Annotated in this window: 28 protein-coding genes; 20 read left to right on the plus strand and 8 right to left on the minus strand. The window is 38.4% G+C overall.

The genetic code is table 11. The features are described from left to right. Positions 1 to 34 precede the first annotated feature (34 nt). From G3I01_RS05805 to G3I01_RS17105, 3 genes are all read left to right on the plus strand, one after another. Positions 35 to 1,327, plus strand: a complete 1,293-nt coding sequence (locus tag G3I01_RS05805; protein ID WP_219551959.1) for an aminopeptidase P family protein — start codon at positions 35 to 37, stop codon at positions 1,325 to 1,327. A gap of 91 nt (positions 1,328 to 1,418) precedes the next feature. Continuing rightward, complete coding sequence (locus G3I01_RS05810) at positions 1,419 to 2,198, plus strand: alpha/beta hydrolase (RefSeq protein ID WP_219551961.1); 780 nt, start codon at positions 1,419 to 1,421, stop codon at positions 2,196 to 2,198. Positions 2,199 to 2,396: 198 nt separating this feature from the next. Further along, complete coding sequence (locus tag G3I01_RS17105) at positions 2,397 to 2,522, plus strand: hypothetical protein (protein ID WP_257710801.1); 126 nt, start codon at positions 2,397 to 2,399, stop codon at positions 2,520 to 2,522. Here G3I01_RS17105 and thiL read toward each other — a convergent pair. Further along, positions 2,519 to 3,574, minus strand: coding sequence for a thiamine-phosphate kinase (gene thiL / locus G3I01_RS05820; RefSeq protein WP_219551965.1), 1,056 nt, complete (start codon positions 3,572 to 3,574; stop codon positions 2,519 to 2,521). The two genes, G3I01_RS17105 and thiL, sit on opposite strands and share 4 nt — an antisense overlap. A gap of 224 nt (positions 3,575 to 3,798) precedes the next feature. Between thiL and G3I01_RS05825 the strand changes: the two genes are divergently transcribed. The 13 genes from G3I01_RS05825 (at position 3,799) to G3I01_RS05885 (ending at position 13,926) form a co-directional block, all read left to right on the plus strand. Beyond that, on the plus strand, positions 3,799 to 4,128 hold the full coding sequence (locus G3I01_RS05825; protein WP_219551967.1) for an iron-sulfur cluster assembly accessory protein: 330 nt from the start codon (positions 3,799 to 3,801) through the stop codon (positions 4,126 to 4,128). Between the two features lie 138 nt (positions 4,129 to 4,266). Then, positions 4,267 to 5,712, plus strand: a complete 1,446-nt coding sequence (gene sufB / locus G3I01_RS05830; protein WP_219551969.1) for a Fe-S cluster assembly protein SufB — start codon at positions 4,267 to 4,269, stop codon at positions 5,710 to 5,712. A gap of 25 nt (positions 5,713 to 5,737) precedes the next feature. Then, a complete protein-coding gene (locus tag G3I01_RS05835; protein ID WP_219551971.1) occupies positions 5,738 to 6,124 on the plus strand; it encodes a hypothetical protein in 387 nt (128 codons plus the stop codon). 46 nt (positions 6,125 to 6,170) lie between these two features. Then, positions 6,171 to 6,923, plus strand: coding sequence for a Fe-S cluster assembly ATPase SufC (gene sufC / locus G3I01_RS05840; protein WP_108171096.1), 753 nt, complete (start codon positions 6,171 to 6,173; stop codon positions 6,921 to 6,923). A gap of 78 nt (positions 6,924 to 7,001) precedes the next feature. Beyond that, complete coding sequence (gene sufD, locus G3I01_RS05845) at positions 7,002 to 8,318, plus strand: Fe-S cluster assembly protein SufD (protein WP_219551973.1); 1,317 nt, start codon at positions 7,002 to 7,004, stop codon at positions 8,316 to 8,318. A gap of 24 nt (positions 8,319 to 8,342) precedes the next feature. Beyond that, positions 8,343 to 9,581 carry a cysteine desulfurase gene (locus G3I01_RS05850; protein WP_219551975.1) on the plus strand — a complete coding sequence of 413 codons (1,239 nt, stop codon included), beginning with the start codon at positions 8,343 to 8,345 and terminating at the stop codon, positions 9,579 to 9,581. 41 nt (positions 9,582 to 9,622) lie between these two features. Further along, positions 9,623 to 9,814 carry a PLDc N-terminal domain-containing protein gene (locus G3I01_RS05855; protein ID WP_219551977.1) on the plus strand — a complete coding sequence of 64 codons (192 nt, stop codon included), beginning with the start codon at positions 9,623 to 9,625 and terminating at the stop codon, positions 9,812 to 9,814. 415 nt (positions 9,815 to 10,229) lie between these two features. Next, positions 10,230 to 11,204 carry a zinc metalloprotease gene (locus G3I01_RS05860; protein ID WP_219551979.1) on the plus strand — a complete coding sequence of 325 codons (975 nt, stop codon included), beginning with the start codon at positions 10,230 to 10,232 and terminating at the stop codon, positions 11,202 to 11,204. A gap of 81 nt (positions 11,205 to 11,285) precedes the next feature. After that, entirely contained in the window at positions 11,286 to 11,717 is a 432-nt protein-coding gene (locus G3I01_RS05865; protein ID WP_219551981.1) for a hypothetical protein, read from the plus strand. A gap of 37 nt (positions 11,718 to 11,754) precedes the next feature. Beyond that, complete coding sequence (locus G3I01_RS05870; protein WP_219551983.1) at positions 11,755 to 12,177, plus strand: SufE family protein; 423 nt, start codon at positions 11,755 to 11,757, stop codon at positions 12,175 to 12,177. 1 nt (position 12,178) lies between these two features. Beyond that, entirely contained in the window at positions 12,179 to 12,502 is a 324-nt protein-coding gene (locus tag G3I01_RS05875; RefSeq protein ID WP_026914726.1) for an iron-sulfur cluster assembly protein, read from the plus strand. Between the two features lie 9 nt (positions 12,503 to 12,511). Then, complete coding sequence (locus G3I01_RS05880) at positions 12,512 to 13,024, plus strand: DUF2480 family protein (RefSeq protein WP_219551984.1); 513 nt, start codon at positions 12,512 to 12,514, stop codon at positions 13,022 to 13,024. A 2-nt stretch (positions 13,025 to 13,026) separates the two neighbouring features. Further along, positions 13,027 to 13,926, plus strand: coding sequence for a DUF3078 domain-containing protein (locus G3I01_RS05885; RefSeq protein WP_219551985.1), 900 nt, complete (start codon positions 13,027 to 13,029; stop codon positions 13,924 to 13,926). Positions 13,927 to 13,983: 57 nt separating this feature from the next. Here the strand turns inward: G3I01_RS05885 and G3I01_RS05890 are convergent, their stop codons facing one another. Then, positions 13,984 to 15,075: a hypothetical protein gene (locus tag G3I01_RS05890; RefSeq protein ID WP_219551986.1), complete on the minus strand. Its 1,092-nt coding sequence runs from the start codon at positions 15,073 to 15,075 to the stop codon at positions 13,984 to 13,986. Between the two features lie 226 nt (positions 15,076 to 15,301). Between G3I01_RS05890 and hflX the strand changes: the two genes are divergently transcribed. The 3 genes from hflX (at position 15,302) to G3I01_RS05905 (ending at position 18,029) form a co-directional block, all read left to right on the plus strand. After that, positions 15,302 to 16,525, plus strand: coding sequence for a GTPase HflX (gene hflX, locus G3I01_RS05895; RefSeq protein ID WP_219552777.1), 1,224 nt, complete (start codon positions 15,302 to 15,304; stop codon positions 16,523 to 16,525). 70 nt (positions 16,526 to 16,595) lie between these two features. Then, a complete protein-coding gene (locus tag G3I01_RS05900) occupies positions 16,596 to 17,318 on the plus strand; it encodes a hypothetical protein (protein ID WP_219551988.1) in 723 nt (240 codons plus the stop codon). A gap of 150 nt (positions 17,319 to 17,468) precedes the next feature. Further along, positions 17,469 to 18,029, plus strand: coding sequence for a hypothetical protein (locus tag G3I01_RS05905; RefSeq protein ID WP_219551989.1), 561 nt, complete (start codon positions 17,469 to 17,471; stop codon positions 18,027 to 18,029). 8 nt (positions 18,030 to 18,037) lie between these two features. Here G3I01_RS05905 and G3I01_RS05910 read toward each other — a convergent pair whose 3' ends face one another. Together G3I01_RS05910 and G3I01_RS05915 are read right to left on the minus strand one after the other, a co-directional pair. Next, on the minus strand, positions 18,038 to 18,841 hold the full coding sequence (locus tag G3I01_RS05910; protein WP_219551990.1) for an SDR family NAD(P)-dependent oxidoreductase: 804 nt from the start codon (positions 18,839 to 18,841) through the stop codon (positions 18,038 to 18,040). 1 nt (position 18,842) lies between these two features. After that, positions 18,843 to 21,164, minus strand: coding sequence for a M20/M25/M40 family metallo-hydrolase (locus G3I01_RS05915; protein WP_219551991.1), 2,322 nt, complete (start codon positions 21,162 to 21,164; stop codon positions 18,843 to 18,845). Between the two features lie 123 nt (positions 21,165 to 21,287). Between G3I01_RS05915 and G3I01_RS05920 the strand changes: the two genes are divergently transcribed. Next, a complete protein-coding gene (locus G3I01_RS05920) occupies positions 21,288 to 21,755 on the plus strand; it encodes a CBS domain-containing protein (protein WP_219551993.1) in 468 nt (155 codons plus the stop codon). On the opposite strand, the gene G3I01_RS05925 is transcribed toward G3I01_RS05920, so the two are convergent. The 4 genes from G3I01_RS05925 to G3I01_RS05940 are packed head-to-tail and all read right to left on the minus strand — an operon-like array spanning position 21,756 to position 24,116. Next, positions 21,756 to 22,181, minus strand: a complete 426-nt coding sequence (locus G3I01_RS05925) for a DUF4174 domain-containing protein (protein WP_219551995.1) — start codon at positions 22,179 to 22,181, stop codon at positions 21,756 to 21,758. It lies immediately after the preceding gene. A 47-nt stretch (positions 22,182 to 22,228) separates the two neighbouring features. Continuing rightward, positions 22,229 to 22,576 (minus strand): hypothetical protein, encoded by a 348-nt coding sequence (locus tag G3I01_RS05930; protein WP_219551996.1) that lies wholly within the window; start codon positions 22,574 to 22,576, stop codon positions 22,229 to 22,231. Between the two features lie 51 nt (positions 22,577 to 22,627). Continuing rightward, entirely contained in the window at positions 22,628 to 23,581 is a 954-nt protein-coding gene (locus G3I01_RS05935) for a hypothetical protein (RefSeq protein WP_219551997.1), read from the minus strand. A 34-nt stretch (positions 23,582 to 23,615) separates the two neighbouring features. Next, positions 23,616 to 24,116, minus strand: a complete 501-nt coding sequence (locus G3I01_RS05940; protein WP_219551999.1) for a hypothetical protein — start codon at positions 24,114 to 24,116, stop codon at positions 23,616 to 23,618. Between the last annotated feature and the right edge of the window lie 33 nt (positions 24,117 to 24,149).

The following is a 24,149-nucleotide window of genomic DNA, read 5'->3' on the forward strand; positions in this document are numbered from 1 at the left end:
CCATTAATTTTGAAAAAATTGAAAAGATTTATTTATGAAATACGATAGAATAGACTCTAAACTCTTTATAAAGAACCGAAAAAACTTCATGGATAAGATGAAGCCAAAAAGTCTGGCGGTTTTTAATTCAAATGATATTTATCCTATTGGTGCAGATAGTACCATGCCTTTTCAGCAGAACCGTGATATTTTTTATTTAAGCGGGGTAGACCAGGATGAAAGTATCCTTGTTTTATTTCCAGATGCTCCGGAAGAAAAGCACCGAGAGATCCTTTTTCTTACTGAAACCAACGAACATATTGCTGTTTGGGAGGGCGATAAACTTACCAAGGAAGATGCTTTTGATGTAAGTGGAATCAAGACTGTTTACTGGATGAAAGATTTTGAAAAGATCTTCTTCGAGGTGATGACGCAATGTGAAACGGTTTATTTCAATACCAATGAACATTACAGAGCTAACCATAAGACTGAAACAAGAGATGAGCGTTTTATCAAATGGTGTAAGGAGAAATATCCGGCGCACCAGGTGGCTAAGGCAAATCCAATCCTACAGAGATTACGTTCAGTAAAAGATCCTATAGAACTGGATTTGATGCAGAAAGCATGTGATATTACTGAAAAAGCTTTCAGAAGAACCTTGAAATTTGTGAAACCCGGAGTTTGGGAATATGAGATCGAAGCGGAATATTACCATGAGATGATAAGGAACCGTTCAAAAGGTTTTGCTTATACGCCAATTATTGCCAGCGGGAATAATGCGAATGTATTACATTATATAGAGAACAGGCACCAGTGTAAGGAAGGAGATCTAATTCTTCTTGATACCGGAGCTGAATATGCTAATTATTCTAGTGACCTTAGTAGGACCATTCCAGTTTCTGGAAGATATTCAGACAGGCAGAAGCAGGTTTATAATGCGGTGAATAAGGTAAAGAAGGAAGCTACGAAAATGTTGGTTCCGGGAACTATGTGGAAAGAATACCATGTAGAAGTAGGTAAAATGATGACTTCAGAATTGCTTGATCTTGGATTACTGGAAAAAGCTGATGTTCAGAATGAAGATCCGGACTGGCCGGCTTATAAGAAATATTTCATGCATGGGACATCTCACCATATTGGGCTGGATACTCATGATTATGGAATCTTAACCGAGCCAATGCAGGCAAACCAGGTATTTACTGTGGAGCCGGGAATTTACCTTCCAGATGAAGGATTCGGAATCAGGCTTGAAGATGATGTGGTGATACAGGAAAAAGGTGAGCCATTTAATCTTATGAGAAATATTCCAATTGAGATAGAGGAGATAGAGGACATCATGAATTCTTAGTTCCTAGATACTTAAAGGAAATTTAAACTTAAATACTTGCCGCGAATTCCTGAATTTTTATTCTTGGATTCGCGGTTTTTTAATTTATAACATGGCGGAAATAACTTATCAGGGAGCAAAAATATATTTTGAAGTTGCCGGAGAAGGGGATAAAGTTCCCCTGGTCCTGTTACACGGATTTTTAGAAGATTCCAGAATATGGGAGGAAATTGTTAAAGAACTCAAAAAAGAACGGCAGATTATTTGCATTGATTTACCCGGTCATGGAAAGTCTCAGGGAATTGCAGATATCCATACTATGACACTCATGGCAGACGTGGTTAGGGAGGTGCTTAATTCTCTTGAAATTAAGAGGGTTAGCGTAGCCGGACACAGTATGGGTGGATATGCAAGTTTGGAATTGCTTAGAAATTTTCCTATGATAATAGAGAGCGTAATGTTGATAAATTCAACACCTCTTGAGGATACTGTAGAAAAACAGGAAATTCGTGAAAGATCTGTTAAACTGGTGGGTCGAAATAAAAAGGCTTATGTAAGTATGGCGATCTCGAATCTTTTTCCAGAAGAAAGCAAGAAAAAATTTGCTTCTGAAATTGAAGATTTGAAAGCCAGGGCTTACGAAATGAAGTCAAAAAATATACAAGCAACTTTAAAAGGTATGAAAATTCGTACAAATTATTTAGAGGAACTAAATGGCTTTGGCAGACAGAAGATCATCGCGGCTTCAAAAGAGGATCCTATATTGGATTTCAATGAATTACAAAGGCTTGCCAAGGGATGCGACTGTGAATTCCATTCGCTGGAAAATGGTCATAATTCTTACATGGAGGACCTGAATAATTTAACAAAAATCATGCATTTTATCGATTAATTAACGCTTTTTGTCGAACTATTAACTATTTTTTATACTTTAGAAATCTAGAAACCAGAATTTTAACCTTATATGAAAAAAGAACATCCTACATTGTTTTCATTCGCAAAGGTTTATTGCAACATTTTTGGACACCGGTTGAGAGTGTCAAAAAACATCACCAATCACGTACATGAGTACCAATGTAAAAAGTGCGGAATGGAAATGACAGATACTGCAGACGGCCTATTGGCGAGACTTACTCCCAAGTTCAAGGAAACAAATGCTTACCTGGCTAAAATCCATCAAAGACGCAAACGCGTTTTCTTAGCAAAGGCTTCTTAGTCTTTTTTCTCTTCCATAGAATTCCATCCCCTGGCGATCAATGGCAATTTTTGATTCGCACGGGTAACCAAATGCATACCTTCATTTTCTTCGGTCATATGGCCGATAACGGTTAAATGCGGATTCCCCTTAATTTTATCATAATCGTCCTGTGAGATCGTGAATAACAATTCATAGTCTTCACCACCACTCAACGCGATCATGGTGCTATCAATTTCAAATTCCTCACAAACCGATATAACCGCAGGATCTAGTGGGATCTTTTCTTCAAACAGGTTGGCTCCAACTTTGGAATTTTTACATAAATGAATGATCTCCGAAGAAAGTCCGTCACTTATGTCGATCATTGAAGTAGGTTTTACTTCTAGATCTTTTAGCAGGGGAGCGATATCTTTTCTCGCTTCCGGTTTCAATTGTCTTTCGATAAGGTAAGTATATTGATCAAGGTCTGGTTGCGCATTTGGGTTAGCTTTAAAAACCTCTTTTTCGCGTTCCAGCACCTGTAATCCCATGTAAGCTGCGCCAAGGTCTCCGGTTAGAACAAGAAGGTCGTTAGGTTTCGCTCCATCTCTGTAAACAACTTCATCCTTTTCAGCCACTCCAAGGGCGGTGACACTAATCATTAATCCAGAGGTTGAGGACGTAGTGTCTCCTCCAATAACATCAACATTATATAATTTAGCGGCAAGCTGAATTCCTGCATACAACTCCTCAAGTGCTTCTACCGGGAAACGGTTTGAAACCGCAATGGAGATCGTCACCTGAGTGGCTGTACCGTTCATAGCATAGATGTCTGAAAGGTTTACCATAACAGCTTTATACCCCAAATGTTTGAGCGGCATATAGGCCAGGTCAAAATGAACACCTTCAATGAGTAGATCTGTACTCACCAGGGTTTGCTTGTTTTCAAAATTAAGCACAGCGGCATCATCTCCAATAGCTTTAACGGTAGATTCCAGTTTCGGACTAAAATTCTTAGTTAGATGGTCTATAAGTCCAAATTCTCCTAATTCTGAAAGGTTTGTCCTGCTTTCCTGACTATTCTCAAACATGCGATTGAATTTTAAAGTGCAAAAGTACGATTATAAAATTCAATGAAGAAGAATGAAGCAAAAGCTTTATTGAGTAACGACGGGTGAAAATGGACTATAATACAGGTTGCTTTTTTTGATTGTCATGCTCTATATGTCAATTCTTAAAACATATGCTTAGTCTATGGTAAAACACATGCTTTGTAGTATATTTGTGCCCAATTTAGAATTAATCTTTATAGCTTATGATTAAAGTTAGCGAAGAGGCTAAAAAGAAAATTTCCGCACTAATGTCTGAGGGAGGATTTAATCCTGGAGCCGACTATGTTCGAGTAGGCGTTAAGAGTGGCGGTTGTTCTGGCTTATCATACGAATTGAATTTCGATAAAAGTCAGGCAGAAGGCGATAAGGTCTTCGAAGACAATGATGTAAAGATTGTTGTTGACAAGCGTAGCGTTTTATATCTGGCGGGAACCATTCTGGAGTATTCAGGTGGTTTGAACGGCAAGGGTTTTGTATTTAATAATCCTAACGCACAGAGAACCTGCGGATGCGGTGAAAGTTTTTCACTGTAAACTATTCAGATTTCAGAATGTGATTTAATCATTTTGAAATTTGGCAAAATGCAGTAATTGATCTGCAGAAGAGTTATTTTAAAGGTGATTGATTCAGTTTAATTTGAACTCAAAGCCTTAAATATTGAATAAAGAAACATGGCATATACTGAAGACGATTTAAAGAAAGAGCTCGAAACCAAAGAGTATGAGTATGGATTTTATACAGATATAGAATCTGATACTTTTCCGGTGGGCTTGAACGAGGATATCGTGCGGGCAATTTCTAAAAAGAAAGAGGAACCGGAATGGATGACGGAATGGCGCCTTGAAGCTTATCGCGCCTGGGAAGATATGATCGAACCGGAATGGGCTAATGTGCATTATCCAAAACCGGACTTTCAAAATATCTCTTATTATTCCGCACCTAATAAAAAACCTAAGTACGATAGTTTAGATGAGGTAGACCCTGAATTACTGGACACCTTTAAAAAACTTGGTATTTCCCTGGATGAGCAAAAGAAGCTTGCCGGAGTTGCGGTAGATGTGGTAATGGATTCAGTTTCGGTTACTACTACTTTCAAAAAGACCTTGGCAGAGAAAGGAATTATTTTCTGTTCAATTTCTGAGGCGATCAAAGAGCATCCGGAATTGGTTAAAAAATATTTGGGTACGGTAGTTCCAAAGAAGGATAATTTTTATGCGGCTTTAAATTCAGCTGTATTTAGTGACGGATCTTTCTGTTACATTCCGAAAGGAGTTAGATGTCCTATGGAACTTTCTACTTATTTCAGGATCAACCAGGCCGGTACCGGGCAGTTCGAAAGAACTCTTGTAGTGGCAGATGAAGATAGTTATGTAAGCTACCTTGAAGGTTGTACAGCGCCATCGCGTGATGAGAATCAACTTCATGCGGCAGTGGTAGAGCTGGTAGCCTTAGATGGTTCTGAGATAAAATACAGTACGGTTCAAAACTGGTTCCCTGGAAATAAAGAGGGTAAAGGAGGAGTTTTCAATTTCGTTACTAAAAGAGGGCTTTGTGAGAAAAACGCGAAGATCTCCTGGACGCAGGTAGAGACCGGTTCAGCTGTAACATGGAAATATCCTAGTTGTATCCTTAAAGGAGATAACTCGGTAGGAGAATTTTACTCTATCGCTGTAACCAATAATTTTCAGCAGGCAGATACAGGTACCAAAATGATCCACCTTGGTAAGAATACTAAGAGTACGATCATTTCAAAAGGTATTTCTGCCGGTAAATCACAAAACTCTTATCGTGGTCTGGTTCAGATCAACGGTCGTGCAGAAAATGCAAGGAACTTCTCGCAATGTGATTCCCTGTTGATGGGGAATAAATGTGGGGCTCATACTTTCCCTTATATCGAGGTTAAGAATAAATCTGCACAGGTGGAGCACGAGGCGACTACCAGTAAGATCGGGGAAGACCAGATATTCTATTGTAATCAGCGTGGAATTGATACTGAAAAAGCGATCGCTTTGATCGTAAATGGTTTTAGTAAAGAAGTGCTGAACAAGCTACCAATGGAATTTGCAGTAGAAGCACAAAAACTTTTAGAGATTTCACTTGAAGGATCAGTTGGATAATCAAAACACCTGTGAGATCTGTGTTATGAAGAAGTTATTTGGATTATTGATAATTAGTATAATGCTTTTCTCCTGTCAGGATGAAGAACGAAGAGACCTTATGGATGGGCCGGAAGTTGAAAAAGTTCCGGATAGCATTCAGGTTCTTGAAGGAGAATTCATTTACGCAGCAGATGCTGCAGTTTTAAGAGGAGATACTTTTGTATATGGGGTGACCCTGGACTCAATGGCTAATGTGCTTTCAGAAAAAATTGCACCTCTTAAAAATGATGATTTTGATATGATCCCGGTAACGGTAAAAGCTAAAATTGTACCGAACCCTGAACAAGAAGGTTGGGCCGAGGTGATAGAGATCAGGGAGATCATAGAGATCCCTGAAAGTGAGAAAGTGACAGATACGATTAAAGAATAAAAGAATAATAAAACTATCTGCTACGGCAGATTCAGAATTGATAGACATGCTTAAAATAAAGAATTTACACGCCAGCATAGAAGATAAGGAGATACTTAAAGGAATTAACCTGGAGATAAATCCGGGAGAAGTTCACGCAATCATGGGACCTAACGGTTCTGGTAAAAGTACCTTATCGTCTGTAATTGCAGGAAGGGAAGAATATGAAATGACCGAAGGTGAATTGATCTTTGAAGGTTCAGATCTTAGTGAAATGGACCCGGAAGAAAGAGCACATAAAGGCATCTTTCTTTCTTTTCAATACCCGGTGGAAATTCCAGGAGTTTCAGTAACAAATTTCATTAAGACTGCGATCAATGCTCAGCGTAAAGCGCATGGGAAAGAAGATATGCCGGCGAATGAAATGCTGAAACTTATCCGTGAGAAGTCTGAAATGCTTGAGATAGATCGTAAGTTCTTATCCCGTTCCCTTAATCAGGGATTCTCTGGTGGTGAGAAGAAACGTAACGAGATCTTCCAGATGGCAATTCTGGACCCAAAATTATCTATTCTTGATGAGACAGATTCAGGTCTGGATATCGATGCTTTAAAAGTGGTGGCTAACGGAGTGAATAAGCTTAGAAGAGAAGACAACGCAGTATTGCTTATTACGCACTATCAAAGACTGTTGGATTATATCGTACCAGATGTGGTTCACGTGATGGTAGATGGAAAGATCGTGAAGTCTGGCGGAAAAGAGCTGGCCCACGAACTTGAGGAAAGAGGCTACGATTGGGTAAAGCCGGAAAAAACAGTTTAAATAATTCAGAATTGAGCATTCAATACGCCCGGAAAAGGGATTATTGACTTTTAAATTTTGAAATTGAAATTGAACAAAATGGAATTAAAAGATAAACTTATCTCCTCTTTTTTAGCTTTCGAAGAAGGTCTTGAGCCAGATAGCGGCATGGATCTTATAAGAAATCAGGCGATCAAGGATTTTGAAGAACTTGGTTTCCCGAATAAAAAGGATGAGAACTGGAAATATACTTCGCTTAACTCAGTTCTTAAACATGACTATAGCGTATTCCCGAAGAAAGAAGAAGCAATAGAATACCGTGATATCAAGAAATATCTTATCCATGATATAGATACTTATGACCTGGTATTTATCGACGGCATTTTTTCTTCACATCTTTCGCAAACAACTCATGATAAGATCGATGTTTGCTTGATGTCTTCGGCATTAACAAAAGATAAATACAGACCGGTTATTGAGAATTACTTTAATAAAGTGGCTCCAAAATCTGGTTTGAATTCTTTGAACACCGCTTTCTCAAGAGAGGGCGCTTTCATACACATTCACAAGAACAAGCTTGCCGATAAGCCGATACAGATCATCAATTTCGCAACCGGGAATGAGTCTTCATTACTTTTGCAACCAAGAAATCTGGTAGTTGTTGAGGAGAATTCACATGTACAGATCATCGAAAGACATCAGAGTCTAACAGATCATCCTGTGCTTACGAATTCGGTAACCGAAATTTTCGCAGACCGCAGGGCGATCGTGGATTACTATAAGATTCAGAACGATAATCTTTCAGCTTCGCTTATCGATAATACTTTTATTGAGCAAAAGGATGAAAGCAATGTGTCTGTTCATACTTTTTCTTTCGGTGGGAAACTAACGCGTAATAACCTTAATTTCTATCAAAGAGGTGAGCGTATAGATTCTACCATGAAAGGTGTTACCATCATTGAAGGGAAACAGCATGTAGATCACAATACACTGGTTCATCATATTGAACCTAATTGTGAGAGCCACCAGGATTATAAAGGAATCTATGGTGATAGTTCAACGGGTGTTTTCAACGGAAAAGTTCTTGTTGAGAAAGAAGCTCAAAAGACCAACGCTTATCAGTCTAACAATAATATCCTTGCAGACGATAAAGCGACCATCAACTCTAAGCCACAGCTGGAGATCTTTGCAGATGATGTAGCTTGTAGTCACGGTTGTACTATTGGCCAGTTAGACGAAGATGCATTGTTCTATCTGCAGTCCAGAGGTATTCCAAGAAAGGAAGCCCGTGGATTAATGATGTACGCATTTGCTAATAACGTACTGGAAAGTGTGAAGATTCCTGAAGTGAAGAAAAGGATCAATAAACTGATCGCTTCTAAACTAGAGGTTGAACTGGGATTCCATAACCTATAATATAAATTCAAAAAAACATAAAGGATGAGTCATCAAACTCAGGCTAAGACTTTTGAGGTTGAAAAAATTCGAGAAGATTTTCCAATCCTGAAACGTGAGGTTAATGGCTATCCTTTGGTTTATTTTGATAATGCGGCCACTGCCCAGACCCCTAAACAGGTCATGGATGTGATCGTGGATTACTATTCAAATTACAACGCCAATATTCATAGAGGCGTGCACTCCCTGTCTCAGGAAGCTACAGATAAGTACGAGCAGGCGAGAATCAAGATTCAGAAGCATTTTAATGCTGAAAAAGCTCATGAGATCATTTTCACCTCTGGTACCACTCACGGGATCAATCTTGTGGCGAACGGTTTTTCATCGATTCTGAAAGAAGGCGATGAGATTCTGGTTTCGGCTATGGAGCATCACTCCAATATAGTTCCATGGCAAATGCTATGTGAAAGGACTGGGGCTGTTCTAAAGGTGATTCCTATGGATCTTAATGGTGAACTGGTCTATTCTGAATTTGAAAAGCTTTTAAGTTCCAAAACCAAACTGGTTTTTCTTAATCATGTTTCCAATGCTTTGGGTACGGTAAACCCCATCAAGAATATTATTGATAAGGCTCATGAGAAGGGGGCGGCTGTATTGATCGATGGAGCCCAGGCGGCGCCACACATCAAGGCAGATGTGCAGGAGTTGGATGTAGACTTCTATGTGGTTTCAGCGCATAAAATGTGCGGACCAACCGGAGTTGGTGTCCTTTATGGAAAAGAAGAATGGCTTGAAAAATTACCACCTTACCAGGGTGGTGGCGAAATGATAGCTACGGTTTCTTTTGAAAAGACCACCTATGCTGGATTGCCTCATAAATTCGAAGCTGGGACTCCAAATATTTGCGGAGGTATCGCCTTTGGTGCAGCCATCGATTATATGAATGAGATCGGTTTTGATGCTATCGCTAAATACGAGCATGAACTGCTGGAGTATGCTACTGCAAAACTCAGGGAGATCGAGGGTGTGAAGATCTATGGAGAAGCTCCAGATAAGACTGCTGTAATTTCATTTAATATTGAGGGTTTGCATCCTTATGATATAGGGACTTTGGTAGACAAAATGGGAATTGCAGTAAGAACAGGTCATCATTGTGCGCAACCAATCATGGATTTCTTTAAGATCCCTGGTACAGTTAGAGCTTCCTTTTCATTCTACAATACTTTTCACGAGATAGATCTTTTTATCGACGCGGTGAAAAAAGCAAAAATGATGCTCCAGTAATTTCTTATAGATTTTCCTATATTGCCTTAAATTAAAATTTTATGGCTCCTGAAATCACTATTTTTCTCTGGCAAACCCATTTGATTATTGCATCCATACTGGGCATTTATATTTTATTAATGGTTAGGAGTGGTATATGGCTTAAAATTGCCTGGATTCTGGCCGTAATTGTCGTTCCAATTTTCGGATCTTTGGCTTATCTTGGTTTTGGTAGAAAATCTCTAAAGAACTAGGTCGAAAGAACTTCTACTTTCAGACTATTATTATTTCTAATTCCTTTCCTCTATGAGTGCTTAAAAATCGATTTTCTGGATTTTTGAAAACCCAATTCAATTCTAAAATCGAGGTAAAAGCCAGATTTCTGCCAAATAACTTTAATTAATTCAAAATTTTAACACTCACTCTTAGCCGACGAATAGCCTATATTTATCGGTGAAATACATGTATGAGTTAATAATTGATTGTTTTTACGTTAAGGATAACTTAAATATTTATCTATATTCGGCTCGTATTTTTCAGGAAATATCCTGGAATAGTGTCAAAAATTCTAAACAAAAACCAAACAATTAGAAAGTCGGTAATTCTGTTTTGACCAATACATTTTCGATTACCGAGGAAAACAATTTATTAACTAAATACTTATTCTTAATGAAAAGAATTTATTTGCTGGCTTCGGCCCTGACCCTAATTTTTGCTTCCTGTGAAAAGTCTTCAGAAACAACTGTTGATGAAACTTTAGCAGCAGAACAAGAAACCCTAGCCATTGCTGCAGATCAATGTGGTACCATGGGAGTTCTTGAAGAAAAAATAGCAGAAAATCCTGAATTAGCTGAAAAAATGGCCGCTGTAGAGAAACATACAGAGATGGCTATTGAAAGAGGATTGACCAAACGTTTGGCTGCCGATGGGAAAATAGAAATTCCTGTTGTTTTTCATGTATTGTATAACAGTGACAGTGAGAATATCCCAACTTCTCAGTTGGAGGACCAGATCAGTGCATTAAACGAAGACTTTAACCTAAGCAACCCTGGAAGAAATTCAATTCCAGCTGAATTTGCAGCAGTTGAAAGTAATATCGGAGTTCGTTTTGTACTTGAGGATGTAATTAGAGTTAAGACTAAAAAACGTCAGTGGAGACCAGATGATTCTATGAAGTTCTCTTCAAGCGATGGATCTGATGTGGTAAATCCACAGGAATTCCTTAACATCTGGGTGGTAAGTAATATGCCATACCGTGGTGGTAACATCCTTGGTTACGCTCAATTCCCTGGAGGAAGCTGGGCTACAGATGGAGTTGTAATGGATCACAGATTTACTGGAACTACTCAGTACTCTACCGGTAGAACTGCAACTCACGAAGTTGGTCACTGGTTGAACCTACGTCACATATGGGGTGACGGTGGTTGTGGAGCTACAGATTATGTAGCCGATACTCCGGACTCTGATGGTCCTTCAAGAGGATGTCCTACTTACCCAACAGTTAATTGTGGTACTACAGATATGACCATGAACTTCATGGACTATTCTGATGACCCATGTCTTAACATGTTTACTGAAGGACAGAAGTCTAGAATGCTTTCTGTATTCTCTAACGGAGGTTTCCGTGCGACTATGGCTGACTAATCTTTCAGTTAATAAAGTTTTAAAGAGGCACCCTTGTGGTGCCTTTTTTCGTAATATGCTATCAACCTAAAAAGATCGATCATGAAAACTACTTTTCTTACTTTTATTATAATTCTGTTTGCGGCGAACGATTGCTCAAACCAGGATGCAGAATCTATTAATTCTATTACCTATGAGACCTTTACCAGAGGTTCTACTACTTTATATACAATTACCCCGGAAAAGATCCATCTTAAAAGTACAGGCTTAAACGCTAGCGAAAATGCGAACAGTATTACAAATAAAGATTGGAAAATGCTTCTTGAAAAACTGGAAGATGTAGATGTTTCCAGGATCAACCAGTTAAAGGCACCATCAGATTCCAGGGCTTCAGATGCTGCTCCTCACGCCATCCTGAGCATTCGTAAGAATGATACCATTTACAAGACTAATTCATTTGATCACGGGAATGCCCCGGAAACTATAAAACCATTGGTTGAGGCTATCTTAAGATTAGCAGAAAATGTTGAATAGCACTAGTTCTTATTGTACTTTTGCGTAAAATTAAAATATGACGATTCAGGAAAAACAACAGGAGGTAGTAGATGAGTTTGCAATGTTCGATGACTGGATGCAGCGTTATGAATATATGATTGAGCTGGGTAAGTCATTACCTTTGATCGATGAGAAATATAAGATCGATGAGAATCTTATCAAAGGTTGCCAGAGTAAGGTCTGGGTGCATGCTGAACTGGAAGGAGATAAACTTGCCTTCACTGCAGATAGTGATGCGATAATCACCAAGGGGATTGTTGCTATTCTAATTAGAGTATTTTCTAATCAGCATCCTTCAGAGATCATAGAGGCAGATACTAAGTTTATTGATGAGATCGGGCTGAAAGAACATCTTTCTCCAACCCGTGCCAATGGTTTGGTTAGTATGATCAAACAATTAAAAATGTATGCAGTAGCATATCAAACACAATTGAATTGAAATGGAACAGGAAATAAACACACAGGAATTAGGAGAAAAGATCGTGACCGTATTAAAAACAATCTATGATCCGGAAATACCTGTAGATATATACGAATTAGGGCTTATCTACGATGTGATGGTGAGTACAGATTATGATGTAAAGATCCTAATGACGCTTACTACTCCAAATTGCCCGGTTGCCGAGACACTTCCACTTGAAGTTGAAGAAAAAGTGAAGTCTCTGGATATGGTGAAAGACGCTGAGGTGGAGATCACCTTTGATCCACCATGGAGCCAGGACCTAATGAGTGAAGGCGCAAAACTGGAGCTCGGACTTTTATAAAATAAAATTATGGCGGAAGAGATAATAAATCGGGTCGCTCAAAGTAAATTATTAACCTTTAATCTTGAGGATTACTATCCAAAAGGTCAAAGGTTTGTTTTTGATCTGAGTGTTTGGCTTCATGAAGGTTTTGTGCTAAGGGAAAAGGATTTCAGGGAACATGCTAAAAATCATGACTGGTCACAGTATCAGGATCAGTTCATCGCGTTAACATGTTCTACAGATGCTATCGTACCGGCATGGGCATATATGCTTATTTCCACTTATCTCGAGCCGTATGCTAAAAAAGTAGTGATAGGTGAGCTGGAAGATCTTGAAAGTCACCTTTATCAGGAGGTGATTGAAAGTCTTGATGTATCAGATCTTAAGGATAAGCCGGTAATAATTAAGGGTTGTTCAAACAAGCCTGTTCCAAAAAATGCTTATATTTTCCTTATTAAAAAGCTCCAGCCCGTTGTGAAAAGCCTTATGTATGGTGAAGCCTGTTCTTCGGTTCCATTATATAAACAACCAAAAAAATAGTTATGAAGAAAACTTTACTTTTCGCTTTTTCATTGCTTTGCATGGGAATAGCACAATCTCAAGAGGAAGAAGAAAAAGATACCATACCAAACGGTTGGTCAACAGAAGGAAATGTCCAGTTGCTTTTTAATCAGTCTGCATTCAATAAAGAATGGACTGGCGGGGGTACTTCCAGTATCGCTGGTAATCTTTCAGTAGACTACCAGTTCAACTATAAAATGGATGATTTTTCCTGGAACAACAGGATATTTGGGAATTATGGTCTAACCAAGGTAAAGGACGACGAATTTATTAGAAAGACCAGTGACCGGTTAGAACTTACCTCTATTGCCGGAAAAAGGATTCAGGAATCTAACTTTTATTATTCCTGGTTTTTAAATTTCAGAACCCAGTTTGCTAAGGGGTATGAGTTTAGTGAAGATGCTGAAACCGGGGAAACCATCAGGACAGAAATTTCAGATTTTATGTCACCGGCTTACCTGCAAACTGGTCCGGGCATCATGTGGAAAAAAAGTGATGATCTTGTGGTCAATTTCGCTCCTGCAACGGCCAGATTTATATTTGTAGACAAGGATTTTACTACTGAACCGGGCTATGTAGACGGAGATTATTTTGGTGTGGACGAGGGAAAATCAATGAGATTTGAACTTGGTGCTTCTTTAAGTGGATATTCCAAATATGAGATCATGGAAAATGTGGCTATGGAACATACCCTATCCCTTTATTCCAATTACCTTGATAAACCAGGAAATATCGATATAGATTACCTTTTGAATGTAGAAATGGGAATCAACGATTATTTATCTGCAAACCTTGTGTTTCAGGCCATATATGATGACAATGCCGTAGGTGCTTTTCAGATCAGGGAAGTGTTTGGCCTGGGTATTAATTTTGGATTCTAAAAACCGAATCACCTAATATTAAAGCCCCCGTACTTTACTGTGCGGGGGCTTTATTTATTATGAGAGAGGTGGTAGGTTATTGATCTTCTCTATCATTTTACGATCATCTTCTACAGTTTTTTTACTTCGGTTATATTCATTCAGTAATTCAGGATAATCCTTTAATAGGCTTTCCATGCTCTTGTTATTCAATACTGTGGTGATACCTGTCTTTGTATCCAGTACAATTCCGGTATGTCTGTTAGAGACCGCTGCACCGATTAATCCGAAAGCTGCGGTAGCACTAGGTGAAGAATATTGATCTTCAAAATAAATATATCTGCCAATAAACTTAGACTTGATGAAATATTCAGATTGGGTGTATCTCGTGGCGTTCAGGTAAACATTCTCACCATCTGAATATCCAAATAGATTTTTGACTCTCTTATTTTTTTCCTGCTGCAAGACCTGAAAATGTTCTGACTTGTAGTTTTTCAAGATTCTTTTTGTTCGGTATGGAAGATCCTGCTTTGGTGAATTATTTACCAGATCTTCAAAATCAAAATATAGTCCTGCTTTCAGAGTTTCCTTTGAATCGAATTCATTTTTGTCCTCTGGCTCAGAAGGTTCCTGGGCAATTTCTGAATTCTGCCAATTACTCGAAGTAAATTTATTGATGCAATTATTAATAGCTTCTTTGATGCGATCGTCATGTTTGGGTGTTACATCCATTCCTTTTCCCTCTACACTGGATTGAAAAGTCCCAAAAGAATACAACTTGCCATTTTCGCTTTTGAGGAATTCAACAGATACTTCACAGGAGCCAAGTTCAGACATTGCTGCTGTTCTTTCAGAAATATAAAGCTTGTGTACTTTTACAATAAGCGGTTGAGCTGACTGTTTTTCTGGTAAAATGGAGTTCAAGTAAGCTTTTAAATGAAGAGAAAAATCTTCGCTAAAATTTGCCGGTACCTGTTTGTTCATTAGCCCGGTTTGAGCAACACCGATATTTCCCTTGTTCTGCCGAGCATCCTGAACCTCTGTTACGAAAAATTCAAAATTCAGATCTGCTTCGGGTTTTAGAGTGATCAAATGCATTTTTTCCTGTGCTGTTATATTTCCAAAGCCAAACACGAGGATTAGTAAACAAAATAGATTTTTTGCTTTCATGAATATATAAATAAGTTAGAATGTATATGGCTTTCCAGGCCAGAATAGGAAGTTACTACCGGTCTAATCCTCCCGGTTAAGGATGTAAAATACTTCACGAATGTATAAAAAAACAAATTGGTGATTATAGCTGTGTATAATATTTTTCATACAGAATTCCAGGAAAAAATCCTAAATAAATGTTGTAAGCAAAACTGATATGCACCTATTTCTTACCTTTGTGCCTATGATTGAAAAGACCGATTTAGCTTATGAAAGAACTGTTCTAATTGGTATCGTTACCAAAGAGCAGGATCAGGATAAACTGGAGGAATATCTGGATGAACTTGAGTTCCTTACTTATACCGCAGGAGGGGAAGTTGTGAAGCGCTTTTCACAGCGTTTAGACAAGCCAGATCCAAAGACTTTTATTGGATCAGGGAAGATGAACGATGTAAAGGAATTTGTAGACGAGAATGATATTGGAGGGGTGATCTTTGATGATGAGCTTTCTCCCGCCCAGCAAAAGAATATAGAAAAGATCCTGAAGTGTAAGATCCTTGACAGGACCGGTCTTATTCTGGACATTTTTGCCCAGAGAGCTAAAACAAGTTATGCAAGGACGCAGGTAGAATTGGCACAATATGAATATTTACTACCCAGGCTTGCCGGTATGTGGACTCACCTTGAAAGACAGCGTGGTGGTATTGGTATGCGTGGTCCAGGGGAAACAGAGATCGAGACCGACCGTAGGATAGTACGTGATAAGATCTCCCTGCTTAAAAATAAACTGAAGACCATCGATAAGCAAATGGAGGTTCAGCGAGGTAATCGTGGTCAGTTAGTACGTGTGGCTTTGGTTGGATATACCAACGTTGGAAAGTCTACACTTATGAATGTGATTAGTAAGAGCGATGTTTTTGCCGAAAATAAACTTTTCGCCACCCTCGATACGACCGTTAGAAAGGTTGTTATACGAAACTTGCCATTCTTGTTGAGTGATACGGTGGGATTCATTAGAAAGTTGCCTACGCAGCTTGTAGAGTCGTTTAAATCGACTCTGGATGAAGTTAGGGAAGCAGATCTGCTTTTACATGTGGTTGATATTTCACATCCTAATTTCGAAGAGCATATAGATTCGGTAAATCAAATTCTAACCGAAATAGAAACATTGGGCAAACCAACCATTATGGTGTTCAATAAGATCGATGCTTACGAACCTGAAAAGATCGATGACGATGATCTTATCACAGAAAAGACCTCGGCTCACTATACTTTGAAAGAATGGAAGAAGACATGGATGAACCGAATGGGAGATAACGTACTCTTCATTTCAGCATTGAATAAGGAGAATATGGAAGATTTCCGTAAAAAGGTATACGAAGCCGTGAGAGAGATCCATATCACAAGATTTCCCTATAATAATTTTCTGTATCCGGAATACGACAAGTACGGCGAGAAGAAGGAATAGCTTAGCAAAGCTTTAACTGAATAAAGAGAGTATCTTTTTTAAATTTATAAGAATCAAAAACTTATAGATCATGAAAAGACTTTTAATATTTAGCATATTCCTTTTATCTACCGGTATGTTTTCCCAATCTGTTGAGGGTTCCTGGAGGCTTATCGAAGAGAATGGCCGAAGTATCTCAGAAAAAGAGGTCGTAAGGATCTACCAAGATAATTATTTTGCAGAAGGAGCTAAAGAAATAGCTACTAACGAATTCCTTTGGGCCCAGGGAGGCGAATATACTTCAGGAGACTATAAAATTACCATCGATTTCAACACCAAAACACCAGAGCTGGTGGGTACGACCCTGGATCCTGAACTTACCTTTATGGAAGGGGATAAGATTAAGATCAATAATGTAAAAGAAGTGCAGATCTGGGAACGAATTTCTTCAGAGGAAAATAAGCTTAGTGGAAACTGGGCAATTACTGGCAGAAAAAGGAATGGAGAAATGAACAGGATGCAACCCGGTGAAAGACGAACAATTAAGATACTTGGCGGAAACAGGTTTCAATGGGTTGCTTTCAATTCAGCTACCAGAGAATTTTTTGGAACCGGAGGGGGAACATATTCAGCTGAAAACGGGAAATATATAGAAAATATAGAGTTCTTTTCCAGGGATAACAACAGAGTAGGAGCGAACCTCGATTTTGAATTTGAGGTTAAAGAAGGGGAATGGCACCATTCGGGAAAAAGTTCCAAAGGTGACCCTATATATGAAATATGGTCTCCTTATGCTCAGGTATATTCCGAGTAAATTGTAAGAATATTATTTGGCACCTATTATTTGGACAGATTTTCTCACTGTTTCATCTAAAAAATACATAAATAATTGAAATTCAGTGTTTTAATATTTATCTTTTAAATACGTAAGACCCTACGAGCGTTTAATTTAAACCAGGGGGACATGCGTATTCTTTACAAAATATTATTTCTTTTCTTCCTTTTTATTTCCTGTAGCACAGAAGATGAACATATTATAAATAAGCAGTCAGAACCCGAAACTAAACTCTTTAAGACAGAAGATTACCAGGAATATATCCTGCTTCAAGTTGGGCAAAGACAAGTGCTTTTTAGTGACGGAATGAAGAATTATAAAGATGAAAGTCTCGGGTCTAAATTGGTTGAGAATTATGACTATGCCGGCAATCGTTTTTATACTCTCAATTTGTGGGGAGTTATAGAAGATAATGATACTAAACAGGTAAGAAGACTAGGTATTACTATCCGCCATTTTTATGGAGAAGGTCTTTATGAAACCGGCCAGCAGTTAAACAATAACTGCAATTTCTTTGATCTTGGTACCGCCTGGTATTCTCATTATGCTGAAAAAGGAGAAGGATATCTCGAAATAACTTCTGTGAATGAGGAATACATCAAGGGTAGTTTAGATCTTATGGTCCATAATTCTAATGATAAGGACCAGTACAAAAAGATTTTAGGTGAATTTAAATTACTTCTCGAATAAGCAATTACCTAAACCGGGGTTGAGAATTCGAATTTTAATTCTTTGATCAGTTTTTCTGAACTTATCTTTTTTCCTTTGGAAGGTTGGGAATGATCAAATTCCGGACTTTCTAAATTCCTCTTTTTCGCTATTGCGCTATAATATTCTTCTTTGGTAGGATGTTCAGGATAAACTACGTTCCAAACCGAGTTATCTTTCTCCTTGTCCATCAATTTAAAGACGGCTTTTATACAGTCTTCCTGGTGCACAAGATTGACCGGTGCTTCAGGATCTTTGATCCCGGTTTTCCCTGATAGATATTTTACCGGATGTCTCTCCGGCCCTATAAGCCCTCCAAATCTTAAAATTGAAGCACTAAAATGCTCGTTATTCAGAAATAACAATTCTGTATTTCTTAGCTGTACAGAAATATCGTTGGAATTATCTGTTTCTGCGTTCTCGTCATAGGTAGGGAAGTCTAAAGTGTCTTCATAAACCGAAGTAGAACTGGTAAAAATAACCTTCTGCAGGTATGATTTTTCTATATAAGGAATAAGCTTCTTGATCTTCTTTACAAAGTTGACCTCCGGATTCTTGCGAAGGCCTGGCGGGATATCAATGATAAGAGTATTTACACCAGATAAAAAAGAACGTATATCCCCCTGAATTCCTTTTTCATATAGTTTTATTGAATAAGGTACCAGCCCTGCTGCTCTAACTTCCTGCATTCTTTCATGCCTGGTTACCGATCCTCTTACTTCGTGATTCTGCTCCCGAAGTCTTTTTCCGAGTTCCAATCCAAGCCATCCACATCCTAATATCGCTATTTTCATTCTAGTCTTTTATCTTGATCGTTTTCTTTAAAATAGTAGCATCATTCAATACGAAAGGTCTTGGGATAATCCCATCCGGACGTTCTTTGACCTTTAAATCCTTATTTCCAATAAGATCGTATGCCGACTCATAAAGTACGAATTCTGGTAGATCTCCTTTCTCAACACTGAATTCAATTCTCAAAGTATCCATGTTTGAGGCATAATAGGTCAATAAACGTTCTTTCCATCGCCTTTTGAACATATGAAAAGCATTTTCCCCCAGGTAAACTTCTTCAGCTTCAAGACCATTTACTTTGAATTCTTTAAAATCGACATCCTTAATCTCAAAAAGTTCCATTCTGTTAATGGTTCTATTTGGTGCGATTTTCAGTAAATAACTTTGAAGGTCCAGGCTATCTTTCCCGGTTTCTTCAATTATCACCCCAGGTTCAGGAATATTGATGGCTGGAGCTTCCGCTTTAAAAGTAAAGTTACTACCATATTTACTGCTGAAATTAGATTCTGTATGAGAACTTTCCCTAGCATCTTCCCCAAAATATTCTGAGGTCCACTCATCTGGCATATGATCATAAGAATACCAGGTAGAGGTATTCTGGTCCAGGTCCTTAAGATATACCAGACTATCTGGTTTAGGTCTTTCTACGCTGAATTCTGAATAATAATGCGATACGAATATAAGAACATTAAAAACCAGAAAGCAAAGAACGGCAAATGATTTTAGTCTTCTGAAATATCCAAAAAGTGGGAGGAAAAAGAAGAATAACAAACTTGTTAATATTCCCGTCGCAAAAAGCATTTTCAAGCCAAGGGCTACGGGGAGGCTCCAGATAAATGGAAGAAGTATGAATATAGACGGGACTGAAAGTAAAACCATCAGGATCCTGTTTGGTTTTTCCTGTCGTATCATAACAAAGAGCTGCAATAACCCGAAATATACCGGAATGATAAAATAAGAAGCTCCTTTTAGATAAACAGATAGAAGTGCGCAAAGCCCAAGCCAGATGGCCAATGGAGCTACAAAAACGGAAGCTGTTCTGAGGCTTCGACGTAAAAGGTGATAAATAATAAAGCAAACAGCCAGACTAAGAAAAATAGCTATGGCAATATATAGGTAACCATTATAGGTAAAGCCGTGTTCCATTTCAGAATACTCCGGATATATGAAAAGGCAGAATTTCCAGAATGCCCAAACCAATAAGCCTGAAGATATAAGACTTAATATAACCGGAATAAAACCTTTTAAAATCCCTATGAAATTGAGACTCTCTCGTTTCAGACCGTAGATAACCAGGATAATAAAAATAATTATAGCCAGGATGAGCATTGGGTTGATCCAGTCGAAGGGATATTTTACAAATTCTCCAAAGGGTAAAGAAAAGTAAATTAGGTCACGATCGCTCGAAAGGCTCGTTATGTCTTCATTACTGAAATAATTTAAAAGCGGCATCAAGTAACTTCCCTGGTGCGCCAGTGTTTCTTTATCAAGATTTTCAGGGATATCATTGGCGGTATGATAATCAAAATGATCATCTATAAAGGCGAAATTATAACCATTAATATTGGCCTGCTCTCTAAGAACCGTGAGATCTGTGTCGTTTGGCAGCATCTTGTAAATGCTGTATGCTAGTGAATTGGTAACCGGGTATTCTGTGCCAGCTTTTTCAAAAGCCTCGATAAGGCGGGCATTCTTACCATTAGTTTCGAGAAGCATAAATGGATTACCGCCACTTCCGCGGGCTTCAAAATTCAATGCAAGTGCTACATCTTCGGCCCAGGGATGATCCTCAATAAAAAGGCCTGCCCCGTTCAGACCTAATTCTTCAGCGTCGGTAAAAAGAAGAATAATGTCATTTTTATGGGATGTATCTTTCTCGAGAAATGCCCTTATCCCTTCTAAGATCGTCGCTACTCCGCTGCCTGCGTCGCTTGCTCCATTAGAGGAATGCATGGCAGAATCATAATGGGTCATCAAAACCAAAGCCTTACCGTCACCCGTACCTTCTATCCTGGAAAGTATGTTTTGCGGTTTTGCCATAACCCCGTTCTTATTTAAATAATATCCTTCCTGGGTTTGCACTTCCAGACCCATATTCTGAAGCTGATCTACGATATAATTCCTGACCTTGCTGTGAGCGGGACTTCCAAGATAATGTGGTTCCTGCGCAATCGCTTCTACATGATCAAAGGCTCTGGAGGTAGAAAATTGCGTTAATGAACCGGTTTCATTGGGTTCAAAATCTGGCTGGTCAAAATTGAAATTGAGCCATACCGCCAGTATAATTAGTAGAAATGCGATGAGGCCGGTTAGTCGGTTATTCATGGAATCGGATTCAAAGGTCTTAAAGTTAAATAAGTTTTTGATTTATATACAAGGAAAATCCATAAGTAGCTGCTAATCTAAAAATCCTTATATTTAAGTAATTAAGAATCAAAAGTTTATACTATGGGTATCAAAAGTTTTATGGGGAAGCGGGCAGCGCCCGAAAAACCTGCAGAAGCACCAATTTTGGTAAAAGATTATATGGCCGAGAATCTAGTGACCTTCAGGGAACATGAAAATATCATGGATGTAATGGAAAAACTTATTAAGCATGGTATTTCAGGTGGGTGTGTGGTGAATGAAAAAATGGAATTACTGGGTATAATTTCTGAAGGGGATTGTATGAAGCAGATCTCAGATAGCCGTTATTACAATATGCCTATGGCAGATCTAACAGTAGGGAAACGTATGCATACCAATGTTGAAACCATCGATGGGAATATGAACGTGCTGGATGCGGCGAAGAAATTCATCGAGATGAAATTTCGAAGATTTCCAATTATCGAAGATGGTCGTCTTGTAGGACAGATCAGTCAGCGAGATGTTCTAAGAGCAGCTTTAAAACTAAAAGCACACACCTGGACTTATTAGTTAATTTTCCCTGCGCATTTCTGCCTGTCGCATGGGCATGGAATCTATGAGATCGAATAGCTTTTTGGTCTCCAATACTTCGTTTTGCCTTAATTTAACCCCGCCATCAAGCCCTATGAGGATCACTTCGAAACTTTCGCCTGATTTTTTCATCTTTTGATATAGGTTGGAATCCTTCCAGCCAGATTCTTCCGGAAGAACCGTCTTGTGTTTTTGAGGCAGTGATTGAATAATTAAAAGTTTTCTGTCCTTTAAGCCTATTATTTCGCTTTCTAATTCCTTCACTTGTTCCTTATATTCTTTTGAATCCTCGGCTTCAGTAAAAATGACTAAAAGCCTGTTTTCCCATTGATATTCAGAAAGTGATTGTGCAGACATAGATTTAAATGCTAAAAGGAGAAATGTAAAGATCAATACTTTTTTCATATCCCTTAAGATAAGAATCGGCGGGCATTCTATATCTCAAAAAAATGCTAATTCCTTTTCACCAGTGCGTAAAAATCATTTTCCAGCTTTAGGTATCCCTGGTCATAAACGAAGAAATACTGGTTCCCGGTTTTGGTAACATAGATACTGGTAAAAACCTCGAAACTGAAACCTTTGGCCAGAAGCTTTGTTCTGGTCACCGAGGTTTTATCATTTGGATTCAGCTCCTCGAGAATGCGATGATTCTTTCTTAGCTGATTATTCGTATTCCTGATGAGGTTGCTACTGTCTTTATTGGCTTTATTGTGATAAGCGTTGCGGCAATAATCACTGCAAAACTTCTTATCGGTTCGGCCTATGATCTTTTCGCCACATTCCGGGCAAGATTTTTCCATAGTGAAATATAGGGAAAAACCTAAATACCCGGAAATAATTGGGCAATTAGCCTATCTGAAAACATGGGTAAGATAAATGGGCATCCATACATCTTCATAAGTACTCCTGGTGAAGGATTTTTCATCCTCTTCTATCTTAATACCGAAAGTTTCACCTTCTTCACCCACGGCAGCCTTAACTTCTACCTTCCATTCGTCATCAGATATTTTTGTTCCAGTGATTTCTCCGGTCTCGATTGGTTTTATAAAGCTGGCACTCGACAAAAGGCCTATAATCGCATTGGCATCTTCAAAATTATCCGGATTTAAGGTGAATTCTGTCGCTCCAGGATCTATTTCAAAATATACAATTCTTGTTATCTCATCATCGGCGACTGTCTCTTCCGGATCATCGTAAGTCAGCAACTTAAAGACAAGCTTTTCTCCTGCTACCACATCTATTTCCAAGGATTCTGTATTTACATGTGATTCTTCTTCAGGTTCAATCTGCAACTTCGAATTTTCAAAAAAAGCATGATAATTCTCTAAACTTTCTCCGGTGATAAGATGGGATCTAATGTCTTTTTTGATCGTATAAATTCCGGTTTCCTCTTCAAATTCAAATTCTGCGCCCTCGATACTCAGGTCATTGATCATCGTAGTAGAGCAGCAACCTTCAGTTTGTCTTTCAGCGTCTACAGATAGGGTGAATATTTCCTCATCTCCATAAATTATGCTGTAATCACTACTTTCAGAAAAGAAGATCCTTAAAATATTACTATTGTTTTCAGTTATAAATTCATACTCTGTTTCAGCTCCTGAGGAAGTATTTATGACCTCTATTGCATCTCCAGAAATTATTGTACCGGCAATATTTTCTTCCGTTTCAATATTTACGATCTGAAAATCAAGAATAGCATCCGGCTGCGCACACAAAACAGAAGAGCAGTCGTTATCATCGTTGTTACTACAGGACTGCACTACGATTACGGCTAAAAAAAGAAGAAATTTAATTAAGGTTCGCATAAATAAGTATTTCGGTTGATTAATAAGATTTAAATTATTCGGGTTTGAAGGTTCCTGAATTTTGAATGGTTATAGTTTCAACAATTTCTCCGTCCTCTTCTATAGCGGCTTCAACATCAAAACTTATATTCCATGTATTATTACCAATCTTTTCGCCAGATATCTCTCCGTCTGTAAGCGGTCTAAAATCGGTAAAAACACAGAAACAGGATCGTCGCAAATATGCGTTGCTAATAGTAATGCCTTCATCAATTAGTCGAAAATCCTCAGTTCCTTCCTCCAGCTCGAAGTATAGATATTCATCATATCCACTATCGGCAATATCAGGATCTGCTGCTTTGCTTAAATGATATTCAAAAACCAGTTTATTTCCCGGAACGATGTCTACAAAAGTACCAAATTCTGAATTTTCTAACTCTAATTCTGAATTTCTATGTACAATATACTCTTCTTGTATTCCTCCCGAATGATCGTCTGAACTATCACAGGATATGGCAAAAATAATTAGGGATAGAAGTAGAACTATTCTTTTCATTGATACGGGATTTATAGAGTAGATGAGGATTTC

The sequence above is a fragment of the Gramella sp. MT6 genome (assembly GCF_019357415.1).
Lineage (GTDB): Bacteria > Bacteroidota > Bacteroidia > Flavobacteriales > Flavobacteriaceae > Christiangramia.